Source organism: Sphingomonas sp. SDUR79, from assembly GCF_056821745.1.
In genome coordinates this window covers 427,017-443,407 of sequence record NZ_JBPDIN010000001.1, presented here as the reverse complement: position 1 = coordinate 443,407, position 16,391 = coordinate 427,017, and the positions used below count along the sequence as shown (strand labels likewise).

Annotated in this window: 11 protein-coding genes; 1 reads left to right on the top strand and 10 read right to left on the bottom strand. The window is 64.7% G+C overall.

Annotated elements, in window-relative coordinates:
- Positions 1–56: 56 nt before the first annotated feature.
- From ACRYLO_RS02015 to ACRYLO_RS02000, 4 genes are all read right to left on the bottom strand, one after another.
- Entirely contained in the window at positions 57–821 is a 765-nt protein-coding gene (locus tag ACRYLO_RS02015; protein WP_482658629.1) for an SDR family NAD(P)-dependent oxidoreductase, read from the bottom strand.
- A 115-nt stretch (positions 822–936) separates the two neighbouring features.
- Positions 937–1,998: a phosphotransferase family protein gene (locus tag ACRYLO_RS02010; protein WP_482658628.1), complete on the bottom strand. Its 1,062-nt coding sequence runs from the start codon at positions 1,996–1,998 to the stop codon at positions 937–939.
- A complete protein-coding gene (locus ACRYLO_RS02005) occupies positions 1,995–3,080 on the bottom strand; it encodes a Zn-dependent alcohol dehydrogenase (RefSeq protein ID WP_482658627.1) in 1,086 nt (361 codons plus the stop codon). Before ACRYLO_RS02005 ends, ACRYLO_RS02010 begins: the two co-directional genes overlap by 4 nt.
- Positions 3,081–3,217: 137 nt before the next feature.
- Positions 3,218–4,501 carry an acyl-CoA dehydrogenase family protein gene (locus ACRYLO_RS02000; RefSeq protein ID WP_482658626.1) on the bottom strand — a complete coding sequence of 428 codons (1,284 nt, stop codon included), beginning with the start codon at positions 4,499–4,501 and terminating at the stop codon, positions 3,218–3,220.
- Positions 4,502–4,656: 155 nt separating this feature from the next.
- On the opposite strand from ACRYLO_RS02000, the gene ACRYLO_RS01995 reads away from it, so the two are divergent.
- Complete coding sequence (locus tag ACRYLO_RS01995) at positions 4,657–5,901, top strand: TetR/AcrR family transcriptional regulator (RefSeq protein WP_482658625.1); 1,245 nt, start codon at positions 4,657–4,659, stop codon at positions 5,899–5,901.
- Between the two features lie 7 nt (positions 5,902–5,908).
- On the opposite strand, the gene ACRYLO_RS01990 is transcribed toward ACRYLO_RS01995, so the two are convergent.
- From ACRYLO_RS01990 to ACRYLO_RS01965, 6 genes are all read right to left on the bottom strand, one after another.
- The gene (locus ACRYLO_RS01990; RefSeq protein WP_482658624.1) at positions 5,909–7,027 is read right to left on the bottom strand and encodes a tetratricopeptide repeat protein; all 1,119 of its coding nucleotides are present in this window, start codon (positions 7,025–7,027) and stop codon (positions 5,909–5,911) included.
- A gap of 72 nt (positions 7,028–7,099) precedes the next feature.
- Positions 7,100–8,410, bottom strand: a complete 1,311-nt coding sequence (locus ACRYLO_RS01985) for a spinster family MFS transporter (protein WP_482658623.1) — start codon at positions 8,408–8,410, stop codon at positions 7,100–7,102.
- A 110-nt stretch (positions 8,411–8,520) separates the two neighbouring features.
- Complete coding sequence (locus ACRYLO_RS01980) at positions 8,521–11,478, bottom strand: TonB-dependent receptor (RefSeq protein ID WP_482658622.1); 2,958 nt, start codon at positions 11,476–11,478, stop codon at positions 8,521–8,523.
- A gap of 538 nt (positions 11,479–12,016) precedes the next feature.
- Entirely contained in the window at positions 12,017–13,099 is a 1,083-nt protein-coding gene (locus ACRYLO_RS01975) for an acyl-CoA dehydrogenase family protein (protein ID WP_482658621.1), read from the bottom strand.
- A 99-nt stretch (positions 13,100–13,198) separates the two neighbouring features.
- Positions 13,199–14,404 carry an acyl-CoA dehydrogenase family protein gene (locus ACRYLO_RS01970; protein WP_482658620.1) on the bottom strand — a complete coding sequence of 402 codons (1,206 nt, stop codon included), beginning with the start codon at positions 14,402–14,404 and terminating at the stop codon, positions 13,199–13,201.
- Positions 14,405–14,620: 216 nt separating this feature from the next.
- The gene (locus tag ACRYLO_RS01965; RefSeq protein WP_482658619.1) at positions 14,621–16,135 is read right to left on the bottom strand and encodes an MFS transporter; all 1,515 of its coding nucleotides are present in this window, start codon (positions 16,133–16,135) and stop codon (positions 14,621–14,623) included.
- Between the last annotated feature and the right edge of the window lie 256 nt (positions 16,136–16,391).

The window sequence follows — 16,391 nt, the reverse complement described above, 5'->3', positions numbered from 1 at the left end:
CTTCGACAGGCTCAGCACAAACGGGGGTTGGGGTTTCAACACAAACGGGGGTGGGGCTAGATCGTCACCCCGCCATCAATCACCAACGCCTGCCCGGTGGTGTAGCGCCCCGCTGCCGAGGCGAGGAACACGACACCGCCCGCAATATCCTCCGGCTCGCCCAGCCGACGCAGGGGAGTCTGCTGGTTCACCCGCTTCTCCGCCTCCGGATTCTCCCACAAAGCGCGGGCGAAGTCGGTCTTGATCAGCCCCGGCGCGATGCAGTTCACGCGGACATTGTCGGGGCCGTACTCAACCGCATAGTTGCGCGCGAGCTGGAAGTCCGCCGCCTTGGACACGTTATACGCGCCGATCACCGGCGACCCGCGCAGGCCCCCGATCGAAGAGATGATGACGATCGCCCCATCCTTGCGCGCGCGCATCTCGGGCGCGACCATCTGAATCAGCCAGTGGTTGGACAGGACATTGTTGTCGAGGATCTTGCGGAACTGCTCATCGGCAATGCCCGCCAGTGGCCCGTAATAGGGGTTGGACGCGGCGTTGCAGACGAGGATATCGATCCGCCCGAACACGCGGCGCGTCTCATCGACCAGATGCTGAAGCGCGTCCTTGTGCGAGATGCTCGCCGCGATGGCGACCGCGGTTCCGTCGCCATGTTTGGCGTTGATCGCGGTGGCGACCGCTTCGCACGCATCCTGGTTGCGGCTGGAGATGACGACGCGCGCGCCCTGATCGGCGAGCGCCTCTGCCGAGGCCTTGCCGATCCCGCGTGAGGATCCGGTGACGATGGCGACCTTCCCGGTCAGGTCGAACAGACTCATATCCTCTCCCCTCCCGCTTGCGGGAGGGGCCGGGGGAGGGCCTGTCCGCACACGGTGTATCCAGTTTGGAGGGACAGGCCCTCCCCTAACCCCTCCCGCAAGCGGGAGGGGGATTTCAGGCCCCCGCCTTGCGCGCAAATTCCCACGCACTCGCCGCCAGCCCGGGGACCCGCGTCGCCGTCTCCTCGGCATGCGCATTGCTGGCATTGCCGTCGAGCAGGCGGCGCTTGATCCCCTGGACGATGCTCATCAGCCGGAACTGGCCGAACGCGAAATACCAGTTGAGGTCGGGAATGCCGTCGCGCCCGGTCGCGGCGCAGTAGCGCTCGACCATCGCCTCGACGGTCGGAATGCCGGTCTCAGCCCCGGTGATCCCACCGATCGCCGACGCGCCATTGGCGGGGATCATCCAATTGGTCAGCAGGTACGAAAAATCCGCCATCGGATCGCCCAGCGTCGACAGCTCCCAATCGAGCACCGCCTTCACGCGCGGCTGTTCAGCGTCGAAGATCATATTGTCGATGCGATAATCGCCATGGACGATGCTGGTGCGCGTCTGCGGCGGCAGCGTGCGCGGCAGCCACTCGATCAGCTTCTCGACATCCTCCAGATCGTCGGTCTGCGCCAAGCGATACTGCTTGGTCCAGCGGCCCACCTGCCGCTCGAAATAGCTGCCCGGCTTGCCATAATCGCCCAGCCCCGCCGCGACGTAATCGGTCTCATGCAACTGCGCCAACCGGTCGCAAATCTCGAAATAGATCGCGGTGCGCTGCGCTGGAGTCTTGTCCGGCAGCGCCCCGTCCCAATAGGTCGCCCCCTCGACCAGCTCCATGATGTAGAAAGCGGAGCCAACGACCCCGTCATCCTCGCACAGCCCATAGGGCTTCGCGACCGGAAAACCGGTCGGATGCAGCCCGGCGATCAGCCGATACTCACGATCCACCGCATGCGCCGATGGCAGCAGCGGCCCGAACGGCTTGCGCCGCAGCACATAGGCGCCGCTCGCCGCGTCGATGCGATAGGTCGGGTTGCTCTGCCCGCCGGGGAATTTGGCGTAGGTAAGCGGGCCGGCGAAGCCCGCGACATTGGCCTCCATCCATGCGGTGAGCCGCGCGGTGTCGAGGTCGTCGACCTGCTCCATCGGCTGCCCGCCGCGATGTCCCGCCGGGCTGGTCATGCGAATTCGATCACGGATCGCACCGCGTCCCCCTGTCGCAGATTGTCGAAGGCGTGGTTGATGTCCTCCAGCCGAATCCGCTCAGCCACCATCGTGTCGAGGTCGAGCACCCCGTCGAGATACATCTGGACAAGGCGCGGCAGATCGATCGGGAACTGCATCGAGCCCGCAAGCGAGCCCTGCAATTTCTTGCCCGAGAGGAAGGTCGGTCCCGGAATGCTGACCGACTGACCCGGCGCGATCATGCCCAGGATCGTCGCGGTGCCACCCCGGCGCAGCACATGCCACGCGGTCTCCGCAGTCTGCGGCCGCCCGACCGCCTCGATCGCATAATGCACGCCGCCATCGGTGAGCTTGAGCACCTGCTTGACCAGATCGGGAGCCATCGCGTCGAGATCGTGCGTCGCGCCCATCTTCCTTGCGAGCGCGCGCTTCTCCGCCACCGGATCGATCGCGATGATCTTGCCCGCGCCCGCGATCTTGGCGGCATTGATCGCCGACAGGCCGATCCCGCCGCACCCGATCACCGCGACCGTCTCGCCCGGCACCACCTTGCTGTCGCGGAAGATCGATCCCGCCCCCGTCAGAACCGCACAGCCGAGCAGCGCGGCGCGGTCGAGCGGCATGTCCTTGCTGATCGCGACACAGGCATTTTCGTGGATCAGCATCTTTTCGGCGAACGCCGACAGGTTGAGGAAATGGTTGACCGGCGTGCCATCGGCGAGCGCCAGCTTGGGTGCCGCATCGGCCGGGCGGCGCGTCGAATTGTCCAGACAAAGCGACGGACGACCCGAGATGCAGAACTCGCACGATCCACAGAAGACGGTGAAGAAGGTGATGACATGGTCCCCGGGCTTCAGCCGCGTGACCTCGCTCCCTACCGCCTCGACCACACCCGCCGCTTCATGCCCCGGCACGGTCGGCATGGCGTGCGGATAGGCACCGTCGACGAAGTGCAGGTCCGACCGACACACGCCGCATGCCGCGGTGCGCACCAGCACCTCGCGCGGGCCGGGCTTGTCGATGCGGATATCGTGGATTTCGAGCGGCTTGCCGGCCTCGAACAGGACTGCTGCTTTCACCTGAAACTCCCCAAACCTCAATCGTCACCCCCGCGAAAGCGGGAGCCCATCTCCTGCGCGATCCAAACACCTCACCGGCGCAGTTGCCGCGCGTCCGGGAGATGGGCCCCCGCGTTCGCGGGGGTGACGGCAAAGGCTTACCGCGTCACCGCCATGTCGCCGCTGCTCGGGCGATCGGCCTTGAACTCGCCGTACTTGCCGAACTCGCTACGCGCGATCGCCCGGTTGTGCACCTCATCCGGCCCATCGGCAAAGCGCAGCGTGCGCATGCTCGCCCAGGCGCTGGCCAGCGGCGTATCGCCCGACACGCCCGCGCCGCCGAACGCCTGGATCGCATCGTCCAGGATCTGCAGCGTCATGCGCGGCCCCATCGCCTTGATCATCGCGATCTCGCCCTGCGCCGACTTGTTGCCGGCCTTGTCCATCATGTCCGCCGCCTTGAGGCACAGCAGGCGCATCATCTCGAGGTTCGAGCGCGCCTCCGCGACGCGCTGTTCCCAGATCGAATGATCCGCGATCCGCTTGCCGAACGCGACCCGGCTCAGCAGCCGCTTGCACATCAGCTCCAGCGCCATTTCGGCCACGCCGATCGACCGCATGCAATGATGGATGCGCCCCGGCCCGAGGCGGCCCTGCGCGATCTCGAACCCGCGGCCCTCGCCGAGCAGGATATTCTCGACCGGAACGCGCACATTCTCCAGCACCACTTCGCCATGACCATGCGGCGCGTGATCATACCCGAACACCGAAAGCATGCGTTCGACCCTGACGCCCGGCGTGTCCATCGGCACCAAAATCTGGCTCTGCTGCGCGTGGCGCGATGCGTCGGGATTGGTCTTGCCCATCACGATCGCAACGGCACAGCGCGGGTCGCCTACGCCCGACGACCACCATTTGCGCCCGTTGATGACATAATGGTCGCCGTCGCGGACCATCGAGGTCTGGATGTTGGTCGCATCGGACGAGGCGACATCCGGCTCGGTCATCAGGAACGCTGAGCGGATCTCGCCATCCATCAACGGCTTGAGCCAGCGCTCCTTATGCTCACGCGTGCCATAGCGGTGGAGCACCTCCATATTGCCGGTGTCGGGCGCGGAGCAGTTGAACACCTCGCTCGCCCAGCCGGCGCGGCCCATCTCCTCGGCACACAGCGCATATTCGAGGTTGGTGAGCTGAGTCCCCTCGAACTCGAAACTGTCGTCGACATGGGTCTGGCCCGAATGCGGCGGCATGAAGAAATTCCACAGCCCCTGCGCGCGCGCGACCGGCTTCAGCTCCTCGATCACCGGCAGCACCTTCCAGCGTTCGCCCGTATACACCTGATCGCGATACTCGTTCTGGCGCGGGGTGATGTGCTGGTCGAGGAACCCCCTCACGCGGTCGCGGAAATAGGTCTCGCGCTCCGTCAGCGTGAAATCCATGCGCCTCTCCTTCTTCAATCCGTTTCGACTCGATTAGGCCATACCCGATATTCGGTAAAGTGGGGCTGGCCGCATTTTTCGGCTACGGTTTGCTGTGCATGGCCAAACGCGCGTTTAGGACTGTTCGTTCGAATCAAATTTGCTAACCTGTCACGATGAACGCCGAAGACGCAGCGCCCGAAGAGGCGCGGGGGGAAACAAAACGGTTCCGCGCCAAGCGCGACGCGATCCTCGCGGCGGCAGCGGACGTGATCAACGATCAGAGCGCGAAGGGCATGACCTTCGCCGATGTCGCACAGCGCGTGGGCCTCAACACCACCAGCGTTACCTATTATTTCAAGCGCAAGGAAGACCTTGCCGCCGCCGCGTTCGACGTGACGCTCGACCGGCTCGACGCGATGCTGGACGAGGCGCATCGCGAAACGACGCCCGAAGCACGCGTCGCGCGCTACCTGTCGATCAACATGGCGCGCCTCGCCAGCATCCATCGCGGCGAGGAAAAGGCGTTCGCCATCCTGTCCGACCTGCGCGCGATGGAGGGTGAGATGCGCACCCGCCTGATGCAGCGGTGGCAGCAGATTTTCCGCAAGACCCGCGCCTTGTGGGGCGAAGGCGGCACCCGCGCGGAAACCGACCTGCGCGGCGGGCGCGCGCATGTGCTGCTCGAAAACACCTTCTGGCTTCCGGCCTGGATCACCCGCTACGAGGTCGATGAATATCCGCGCGTCGAAAGCCGGCTGATGGACGTGTTTCGCCACGGCATCGCCACCCCCGGCGATGTTTGGAAGCCCGAAATGCTCGACCTGATCCATGACGAGGCCGAGCCGGGGCGCGAGGCGTTCCTGCTGGCGGCGACGCGGCTGATCAACGAACTCGGCTATCGCGGCGCATCGGTGCAGAAGATCGCGAGCGAGCTCAACGTCACCAAGGGCAGTTTCTACCACCATCTCGACGCCAAGGACGAGCTGGTGATCGAATGCTACAAGCGCAGCTTCGACCTGATCGCCGATGCGCAGCGGCTGGCCGAAGAGGGGCCGGGCGACCATTGGCGCAAGCTGACCAGCATCATCGCCACCCTGCTCGACGTGCAGTTTTCCGAACGCGGACCGCTGCTGCGCACCACGGCGCTGTCGGGCCTGCCCGCACGCGTGCGCACCGCGTTGATCGACCGCTCAAACCGCATCGCGCGGCGCTATGCCGGCATGCTGTCCGACGGCATCGCCGAAGGATCGATCCGTGCGATCGACCCGCTGGTCGCCAGCCAGACGATGATGGCGCTGCAGAATGCCGCGTTCGACATGCGCAAATGGGCCAGCACCATGCCGCGCGAGCGCGCGGTCGCCTTCTACGCCTCGACCATCGTGTTCGGCCTGTTCGACGATCGCGTGCTGGAGTTTTGATCGCGGATTACGGGGTCGCGCTGCCCTCGGTGTGCGCGGCCAATTTGGTGATATCGACTTGGTGCAGGCTGACTGGTCCCACGCGCTGGCGAATACGCGTCCCGATATCGACCTTATAGGCCGGGCGCAGCGTGTAGCGCTCGACCCGATACACGCCCATTGCCCCCGCCTCGGCACCCTCGACCGGCGAATAGCGGCGACCGGCGATCTGCTTGAATAACCGCCGCGCCCACGCGCCATCCTCTGCCGGTCGCAGGACTTCGATCCCGGCCGTCGTGCCATCGGGCTGAATCCAGAACCCGATATCCGCCCAGATAATGTCGCGGCTGGATCCGAACACCATCGGCGCGGGGTCGAACTCGGGGTAAGGCGGTTCGCGCATCAACAGTGGATCGGCCATTCCCGCCTGGCGAATTGCGGCGATGAACGCTGCGGTCCCGTCATCCTTGCCGTCTCCAAGCGCAAGCCGCGCCTTCAGGATTGCAAGCGCCGGGGTGAAGACGGGTTCGCGGCCATATTCGCGCTCGAGTTGGACGGACAGCTTGCGCGCATGCGGCTTGTCCCGCGCCGCCAGTGCCAACCAGGCGCGGCGGAAGGTCAGCATCCCGGCAAGATCGCGTCGCCCGAACCGCGCCGCGCGCTCCGCCTCACGCTGATAGGCGCCGTCGGCGCGTTGCGGCTGCCCCAGCTTGGCCCACATGTCGCCCAGCCGCGCGGACACCCGGATCGCCGCCGGATGCCCTTCACCCAGCGCCCGGCGCAACACCGTCACGCTGTTGCGGGTCGAATCGATGAAGGCGGTTTCGTCGCCCTCATGCTCGGCGACGTCGGCATAGGTGGCATAAAGGTCGGAAATTTTGGTCGGGATGACCTTGGCATATTTGGCATTGCGGGAGATGGCGAGCCGCAGCGTTTTCTTTGCCTCTTCATAGCGTCCGGCGGCAAAGCTCTCCGCCCCCGCCTCCATCGCCGCCTCGACTTCCTCCTCGGGCGGGCAATTACGCTCGAGGCAGCGCTTCAGCGCCGCGCCCATGCGGTTGGCGACCACGACGACGTCCGGGGTTTCGCTGGGTTTGGGCGCGGGGGCGGCTTGTGAGGCGGCCAACATCAAGCTCAGCACGAACATAAACGCCCCCGTCACCGCCAACACACAGAGCGGTCACGCTAAATTGCAGTACCGGACTTGGCAAGGACGGTGTCAGGCGGCGGCCGCCCCCCGCTTCAGCCACACCCCCGCGCGCCAGTAATGGAAGATCGCCCAGGGGGTGATCCCGGCAAAGATCAACATCGCATAGCGCAGCGAATCCTCACCATAGGTCGGGTAGAGCGCGTCGCTGAGGCGCCCCACGGCGACCGGGCCGATGCCAAGACCGACCATGTTGATGACCAGCAAGGTGATCGCCGCCCACAACGCGCGCACCTTTTGCGGGGCGAGGCTCTGGATCATTGCGAAGCTGGGGCCGAGATAGCTGTTTTGGAACAGCAGCGCGACCACATAGGCGCAGAGCGCAAGCTGCCAGCTGTCGAGCCAGTAGAACATCAGCGCAAAGGGCAATGCGATGACCTTGAGCAGCGCGACCATATAGCTTTGTGCGTGCATTCCGCGTGTTTTCGCCAGCCAGTCGGCAAGCCGCCCGCCGATCACAGCCGACAATGCGCCGACCACACCCAGGATCGGGGCCACGATCCATGCGATCTCCAGCAAGCTCATGTCCAGCGAGCGCTGCATGTAACTGGGCCCGAATGCGGCCAGGCCATAGCCGATCATCGAGGTCAGCGTGACGCCCAGCACGACATGCACCGCCGCCTTGTTGGCCCACATTCCGGCAAATGCCTCACGCAGCGAGGGCATCGCATCGCTTTCCGCGACCTTGACCACGTCGGATAGCCCGCGGCGCGGCTCGACCACGAATTTCCACACGAAAAAGGCGAGGATCACGCCCGGCAGGCCGACCGCGAGCAGTGCGATGCGCCAGCCATAATAATGCGCCACCGTGCCCCCGATCATCGTACCGAACGCAGTGCCCAGCACCACGCCCAGCGAGTAGATCGCCATCGCCCCGGCGCGCTTTTCGGGCGGATAGAGGTCGGCGATGATCGAGTGGCTCGGCGGGCTCGATCCCGCCTCGCCAATTCCGACACCGATGCGAAAGATCAGCAGCTGGATGAAATTCTGCGCCAGTCCGCACGCGGCGGTCATCGCGCTCCACACCGTCAGGCTGATCGTGATGATGTTGCGCCGGTTCATTCGGTCGGCAAGCCGCGCGACAGGAATACCGAGCCCGGCATAGAAGACGGCAAAGGCAAGGCCCGTCAGCATCCCCAGCTGGGTATCGCTGAGCCCGAGATCCTTCTTGATCAACTCCTGAAGGATCGCAAGAATCTGGCGATCCATATAGCTGAAGAAATAGGTGATGGTCAGCAGCGCGAGCGTCAGGCCACGGCGCCGGATCGCCCGGTCATCGGCCCCTTCAGGAACGGGACCGTCCGGTGCGGGAATCGTCGCCATCTAAACCTGCTCCTTTTACGCGTTACGCACCGTCAATTCTTCACGCTCGTCAAACAAAAGCGGAGCCCCGCCGCGTTCCCCGCGCGGCGGAGCCCCGAAAGGTGCCGGCTTCAGAATTTGGCGGAAACGCCAATCTTGAAGTTGCGGCCCAGAGGATTCCCGACGAACGGCTCGTAGTTATAGTCTTCGCGAGCGAAGGGCGGATCCTTGTCGAAGATGTTGTAGATGCTGCCCGACAGCGTCACGTCCTTCACAATCTCGAACTGGATCGTGAAGTCGGCGGTGGTGAAGCTGTCGATGAACGCGCCGTCGGTCACCCGCGCCCCGCCAAGCGAGGCGTTGGGGCCATAGACGCCGGCCGTCGTGGTGTCGGCACGCTGGTCGTACAGCCCGTCGATATAGGTCACGGTCAACCGCGCATCGACCGGGCCTGCGCCGAACTCCAGGAAAGCCTGCCCCTTCCACTCCGGCACCGGATAGAGCGTCGTCTGATAGTTGAGCAGACCGACGCCGTCATAGCCGCGCTGCACCAGCGTCCCTTCGACGAAGATGTCGCTGATGCGGTTCTGCAGCGTGTAGGTGACGTTGCCGCCGATCGCGAAGCGCGTCCCCTCGCCCAGCATGTCGGTCCCGCGATAGCTGGCGGTGACGTCGATGCCTTCATTGGTGATCGACGCGCCATTCTGGTTCTCGGTCCGCACGCGCGAGATCGCGGTGCGCGCCGTGGTCGCGGTGCACGGGCCGGTCGAGAAGGTGAAGCGCGCCGCCAGTGCGGTGTTGGTGGCGCAGGTGTTGCCGCCGGTGCTGGGGAACAGCGTGTTGACCATCGAGATCAGCGGATCGGAGACGATCACATCCTCGATATCATAGCGGTAATAATCGATGCTCGCGCTGAAGCCCCCGGCATTGAACAACACGCCGCCGCCATAATTCTTCGAGCTTTCCGGCACCAGGTTCGGATTACCGAACACATCGATCGGGCGGAACGTCGTGTCGATGATCTGCAGCGCGGTGATCGACCCGGGCGCCAGCTGGTTGAGCGTCGGCGCACGGAAGGTGGTGCCGAACCCGCCGCGCAGTGCCAGCCAGTCGGTCACCTGCCAGCGCGCACGGATCTGGGGATCGAAGGTTGAGCCGGTGGCCCCGCCATAATCCTCGAACCGGGCGGCGAGCTGCAGGTTCAGCGAGTCGAACACCGGCAGCTGCGCTTCGCCATAGACCGCCCAGACATCGCCCTGCAGGTCATAGTCGAGATTGGTGCCGAGGAAGCCGAGCGCACCCGCCGGGGCACGTCCACCCGAGCATGCCGCGCCATTGGTATTGCCGTTGAGCGGCGATTCGCGACACGGGTTGGTGGCCAGGTTGTTGGCCGCGCCATAACGGCCCTTGATCGACGTATCGCGATATTGCGCGCCGACGCCGAACTGTACTTCGCCGCCCGGCAGGCTCACCCCGGTACCGCCGCTCAGCGACCCTTCGAACACCAGCAGGTCGGTATTCACCTTGGTATTCGAACGGACAAAGAACCAGTCGGTCAGCTCGGCGCTGTTGCTCGGGCCATTGGCGACGGGGTTGGACTGGCCGGTGGCCGGGTTGACCGACACCGCATTGCCGAACGGATTGAACCACAGACAGCCATTGGCCCCCGGCGTCGTGCCGGTGCAGTTCGGACCGCCGAAACCGAGCAGCGCGCGCTGCACGCGGTCGCCGAACGAGTCATAGCCATCGATGTAGCGATAATAGCTGTGATAGGTGGCGTTGAGGTTGTAGTTGAGCCCGTCCGCGATCTCACCGCGCAATTCGGCGGTAAACCGCGTCGATTCACCCTTGCGCAAACCGGTCGCCGAACCGGGCGCAAACTCATTGTCCAGCGTCGATGGATTGCCGCCGAGCAGGAACGGCCGGAACAACAGGGTCGGGAACAGCACGCCCGCGCCCGCCGGGGTCGTGTTGGCCGCGCGATATGCGACGAGGCCCGGATTGGCGCTCGGCACGAAGAAGCCGCTGTTCAGCAGTGCCGCGAACGGTGCAAACGGCGTTCCCGCAATCGCCACGCCCGACGGCGGCTGGGTCAGCAAATAGGATGGCGATGTCAGATAATTGGGAACCGTGGTGCGCCCGTACAGCGCAGTCACCTGAAGCGTCGTCTTCTCGCCCACATCCCATTCGAAATCGATGAACGCCTGGCCGCGCATCTCCTTTTCGACCAGATTGTCATAGACTGAATATTGGTTGTAGCAGCGCGCATCCGCGCCGACAAAGCCGCCGAGCGGCGCGCAGGCCGAGTCCGCGGCGATCCCGGTCACCGGCGACCCGGTGGCGCCCAGGAACAGGAAGTTCGCCGGATTGCCGCCACCGGTCCAGCCGCCCTGCGGGTTTTCGGCATAGGGGCGGATCGCCCAGTCGCGCTCCTTCGCCATCAGCTGTCCGCGCTGCTGATATCCGCCCGCGACGAGCACGCGGAAATTGTCCCCGACATGACCGAAGCTGAGCGAGACATCGAGATCGCCGTCCGATCCGTCAATGAACCGGTAGCTGCCCGATCCCTGGAAACCGCGCTGATTGGTGCGGGTGATGAAGTTGACCACGCCGGCAATCGCTTCGGAGCCATAGGTCGCAGCGGCACCGTCCTTCAGCACCTCGACCCGGCCGATTGCGGCCTGGGGCAGCAGGTTGATGTCGACCGACGGCACGCCATTGCCCGACGTCGCCAGGCGCTTCGAGTTGAGCAGCACCAGCGTGCGCTGCGGGCTGAGGCCGCGCAGATTGACCGTTGCGATACCCTCGGCACCCTGCGAGCGGCTGTCGAACTGGTTGGCGTCACCGAGCGAGGCGCTGGAGCTAGGCAGTGCCTTGACCAGGTCGAGCACGCTCGGACTGCCCTGCTTGGCAAGTTCTTCGGCACCGATCACATCGACCGGCAGCGCCGCATCCTCAGGCGTCCCGGCGATCAGCGATCCGGTGATGACGATTTCCGATTCTTCCCCGCTGTCCTGCGCAAACGCCGGCGCGGCCCCGCCAAGTACGAGCGCCGTAAGCCCGCACGCCGCCAAAAGCTGCTTCTTCATAGATCCCACTCCCGTTCGGCCGGAACGCTTTGCGGCTCCATACCGTAAACTCGAATAGAACGTGTTCAGGAGTTCGGGTCAAGGCAAGAAAAGCGTTGCGAAACGCCACTGATCCTTGGGCATATCAGGGAAAGCACGCCGTTATCGGTACTGTATAAATACGCGCGGGTATGCTGAACCGATCTTCTAAACGACCGATTTTATGCCGCAGATGCGAAGAGGGCGCTGCCGTCGATTCAGGAACCAGTCCCCCTCCCGCTTGCGGGAGGGGTTAGGGGAGGGCTGTCAACACGTCGCAACGTTAGCGGAAGAGGACAGGCCCTCCCCCGGCCCCTCCCGCAAGCGGGAGGGGGGGATGGACCGCCTCGGGCCCGATCCTAGAGCGTCCAGCGTTCAATTTGGATCGCTCTACAGCCGTTTGCCCTGAGCTTGTCGAAGGGCAGTAGACTGCCCTCTTTGAGCGCAGGAAAGGTGCTTCGACAACCCCGGATCAAGTCCGGGGACAAACGGCAAAGTGAGTCAGATTTAGCGCGCGACCCTAAAACCCGCTCAACCGCGCAAACCGGTCGCGGTGATAGGCGGTGTTACCCCACATCTGCTCCAGCACGCGCATCCGCTTGAGGTAGAAGCCGGCATCATATTCATCGGTCATGCCGATGCCGCCGTGCAGCTGGATCAGCTCGCGGCTCATCAAATGACCGATTTCATTGGCCTTGCCCTTGGCCAGCGACGCCGCCTGGCGGGTGTCGCCGCCACCCTTGCCCACGGTATCGATCGCGGCAAGGCCAGCCTCGACCGCCGATCGCATCTGCTCGATCTCGCTGAACAGATTGGCCATGCGGTGCTGCAGTGCCTGAAAGGTCGCCAGGATCTGGCCGAACTGCACGCGCTGTTTGAGGTAGGCCAGCGTGGTATCGAACGCCTGCCCGGCCATGCCCAACATCTCCGCTGCGGTGAGCACGGCGGCGCGATCGATCACCGAATCGAGCAGGTTGGCTCCGCCCGCAGCAAGCTTGTCGGCCGGCGCGCCGTCAAAGCTCACCTGGGCATGGCTGCGGAAATCGACGAGGTGACGGCGCGAAACCGTCACGCCTTGCCCCGCCTCGACCAGATACAGGCCGTCGGTCGCAGCGACGACGAACAAGCCGGCGCTATCGCCCTCCGCGACGAACGCCTTGGTGCCGCTGAGCTTTCCGTCCTCGACCGAGGCCGCGATGGCCGACGGATCGTGGCGCGGCCCCTCATCCACCGCGAGCGTCGCGACCAGTTCGCCGCTGGCGATGCGTGGCAGATACTTGTCCTTCTGTGCGTCGCTGCCGCCGAGCAGGATCGCCGAGGCAGCGGCGGCGCTGGCCGCGATCGGGCTGGCGGCGAGCGTCTTGCCCAGCTCCTCGACGACGAGGCCAAGGCTCAGCCAGCCGAAATCGCTGCCGCCATGCGCTTCTGGGATGATCACCCCGGTCCAGCCCATTTCGGCCATCGTCGCATAGGCGGCGGGATCATAGCCCGTCGCTTCATTGGCATTGCGGATCTTGCGCCACGCCGTCACCGGGCTCTCATTGCTCGCCCAGTCGCGCGCCATATCGCGCAGCATCGTCTGTTCTTCGGTCAGAACGGCCATAGTCTTCGTCCTCGTCGCCCCGGCGAAGGCCGGGGCCGCTAGAATGTTGCGCCACGCCCCGCCACGGGGCGGCCCCGGCCTGCGCCGGGGCGACGCGGCTCACTGATGATCCAGCATCCCCAGGATGCGCTTGGCGATCACGTTGTTCTGGATTTCGGTCGAGCCGCCATAAATGGTCGTCGCCTTGCCAAAGAGCCACGCGCGCACGCCGTGGATCTGCGCCTCGGTAAAGCCCTCGCCTTCCCAGCCGAGCCCTTCCATCCCTTGGATCTCGATCAGCAATTCGGCGCGTTCCTGGCCCAGCTTGGTGCCGACCGTCTTGAGGATCGACGAGACTTCGGACACACCGCCGACCGCCTTGCTCTCCGCCTGCACGCGCATCGCGGTGAGCAGGAAGGCGCGCCAGTCCATCTCGAACTTGGCGATGCGGGCGCGCAGATCGGGGTTGGCGATACGGCCTTCAGCATCAACGCCGACATATTTCTTGGCGATGTCCGCCAGCGAAGGCCCGGACATGCGGAAGGCGGAGCCGCCGCCCGACAAATTGGTGCGCTCATGCTGGAGCAGGCGCTTGCCGATGGTCCAGCCCTGCCCTTCCTCACCGACGCGGTTTTCCTTGGGCACCTTCACATTGGTGAAGAAGGTTTCGCAAAAGGGCGACATGCCGCTGATCATCTGGATCGGCTTCACCTCGACCCCCGGCGAATCCATGTCGATCAGCAGGAAGGTGATGCCGCCCTGTTTCTGGGTCTTGTCGGTGCGGACGATGGCAAAGCATTTGTGCGCCCATTGCCCGCCGCTGGTCCAGGTCTTCTGGCCGTTGACGAGATAATGGTCGCCCTTGTCCTCGGCAAAGGTCTGAAGGTTGGCGAGGTCGGACCCGGCATTCGGCTCGCTATAGCCCTGACACCAGCGCACCTCGCCGCGCGCGATGGCGGGGATATGCTCCTTCTTCTGCGCCTCATTGCCATATTCCAGCAGCGTCGGACCGAACATCATCACGCCCATGCCGCCAATCGGATTCCACGCGCCGACGCGGGCCATTTCCTCCTGCAGCACCTTGGCTTGCGCCCGGCTGAGACCGCCACCGCCATATTCGGCGGGCCAGGTCGGGACGCCCCACCCCTTTTCGCCCATCGCCTTGCGCCAGGCGGCCTGTTCGGGGGTCTCGTTGGTCGGCCCCTCGACCGCCGACATGCTATTGTCCTTGCCCTTGAGGGAGGCGGGGAAGTTGGCCGATAGCCAGTCGCGGACTTCGGTGCGGAAGGTGTCGAGATCGACCCTTACATCCTCCATTACAGACATGTTCTCTCCTCAAAATTCACAGCGGGCTGCGGCTCCACGGCGCATTCTTCCGCGACATGTTCGCTTTAGTTCACTTTGCGCGAATTTCCTCGACATGTTCGCTTTCGACCTTGGCCAGCCCCGCCGCATTGGTCGTTTGCGTCCACCGCCGACGCGACTCTCACGATGCTGGATTTGAATGTGCGGTATGGCTCCGCGCGCGTCAATACCCCGTAATTACCGCACGGGGCCGAGCAGCGCGCTATTGTCCATCTCCACGGCCCGCGCCTCCGCCTCGCGGGCGCGCAGGGCGGCGACATTGGCTTCGTGCTTGGCGCGGGTGATCGGGTAGAAGAGCAGGAACAGCGCGCCGAGCGTCCACAGGCCGATCGAGCAGGGGATATAATGGATGACGAGGCTGCGGATCGCCTCGTCCGTGACTTGCCCCGGCACGGGCTTGGCGGGGAAGTCGGACCAGACCAGCAGGCGACCGGCGAGGAAGATGCCGATCGCGGTCGAGCATTGCTGCATGAAGCTGGATGCGGCGAAGAAGATCCCCGCCTCGTGCCGCCCGGTGGTGACCGCGCTGTCCTCGACCACGTCCGCCAGCATCGAGCTGGTGTTGATCAGCGAGATCGCGACCATCGCACCATAGACCGCACCGACTGCGAACAGCGTCGGCACCAGCAGCGCGTCGCCCGGCACGAAGAACCAGCCGAGATAGGACAGGAACAGCGGCGACAGGCCGATCGCGACCCCGAACACCGCGAAGACCATCGAACTTGCCCGCTTGCCGATCCATGCCGACATGACCGGCGCCAACGGCGCGGCGATGGTGGCGGCGACGAGGCTGTCGATCGTGAGGATCGCGAGCTGGGTCGCGGTGAGTTCGAACAGGTAGGTGCCGAAGAACAAGTTGGTCGCGCTGTACAGCCCGATCGCCGAATATTTGAGCACGCCGAAGCCGAAAATCGCCAGAAAAGCGCGGTTCTTCAGCGCCGCGCCCATTTCGCGCAAATGGCCAAGCAGCGGCGTCCGCTCGACCCGGACCTCGGCCTGACGCAGATAGGGGATGCGGTTATGCGTGCCGATGCCGCAGATCAGGATCACCGCCAGGATGGTCAGCGCACCGGCAATGGCGAAGCCCGGATAGCCATCGGGGTTGAGCTGACCCCGCGGATATTCGGGCGTCGCGGCGAAGAAGGTCAGCAGGCACAGCGTGGTGAAGCCGTAGGTGCCGGCATAGCCGAACCACCAGCGCAGCGAGAACAGCCGCGTGCGCTCGCGATAATCGTCGGTCATCTCCGGGGTCATCGCCGAGGTCGCGATCTCGAATGCGCTGATCGATACGCGGGTGAGCGACGCGGTGGCAAAGATCCACACGCCCATCTGGAAATCGCTCATCCCGGCGGGCGGGAACCAGGCGAGCAGGAAGAACAGGGCGGTCGGGAATGCCGCACCATAGATGAACGGGTGGCGGCGCCCCCAGCGACTGCGCGTCAGATCCGACCAGCGCCCGATCAGCGGATCGGCGACCGCATCGACGAGCAAGGTCAGCGCGACCGCGGCGGAGACGATCCCCGCCGGCACGCCGATGATCTGGCTGTAGAAAAACAGCAGATAGGTGGTGAAGGCGGCGTTCTTGATGCCGTTGGCGATTGCCCCCGAACCATAGCTGACACGCGTCCGCAGCGTGATCGGCGGCGTACCGCGCACCGCTTCGCCCACGACTCCATCCACCGTCGTCGCCATCTACATCCCTCCACCTGCCGTCTGCTGCGGCTGTTTAGAAGGTGCGGTATGGATGACGCTACGTCAAGCCGCTGCGGAACGAAGTTGAACAAAGCGAACATGTCGCGGAACTTCGCGTCATTTGCCTCAACAGGGTGAGGACATTTGCCAGCGGGAATGTGAGCAAGTGCGTCGAGGCGGCGAATGGTGCGGGCCTAACCCATTTTCGTCGCCCGGGGCCTGAGCCGGGGCAAGGCTTCTCACGGGGAAGGCAGCT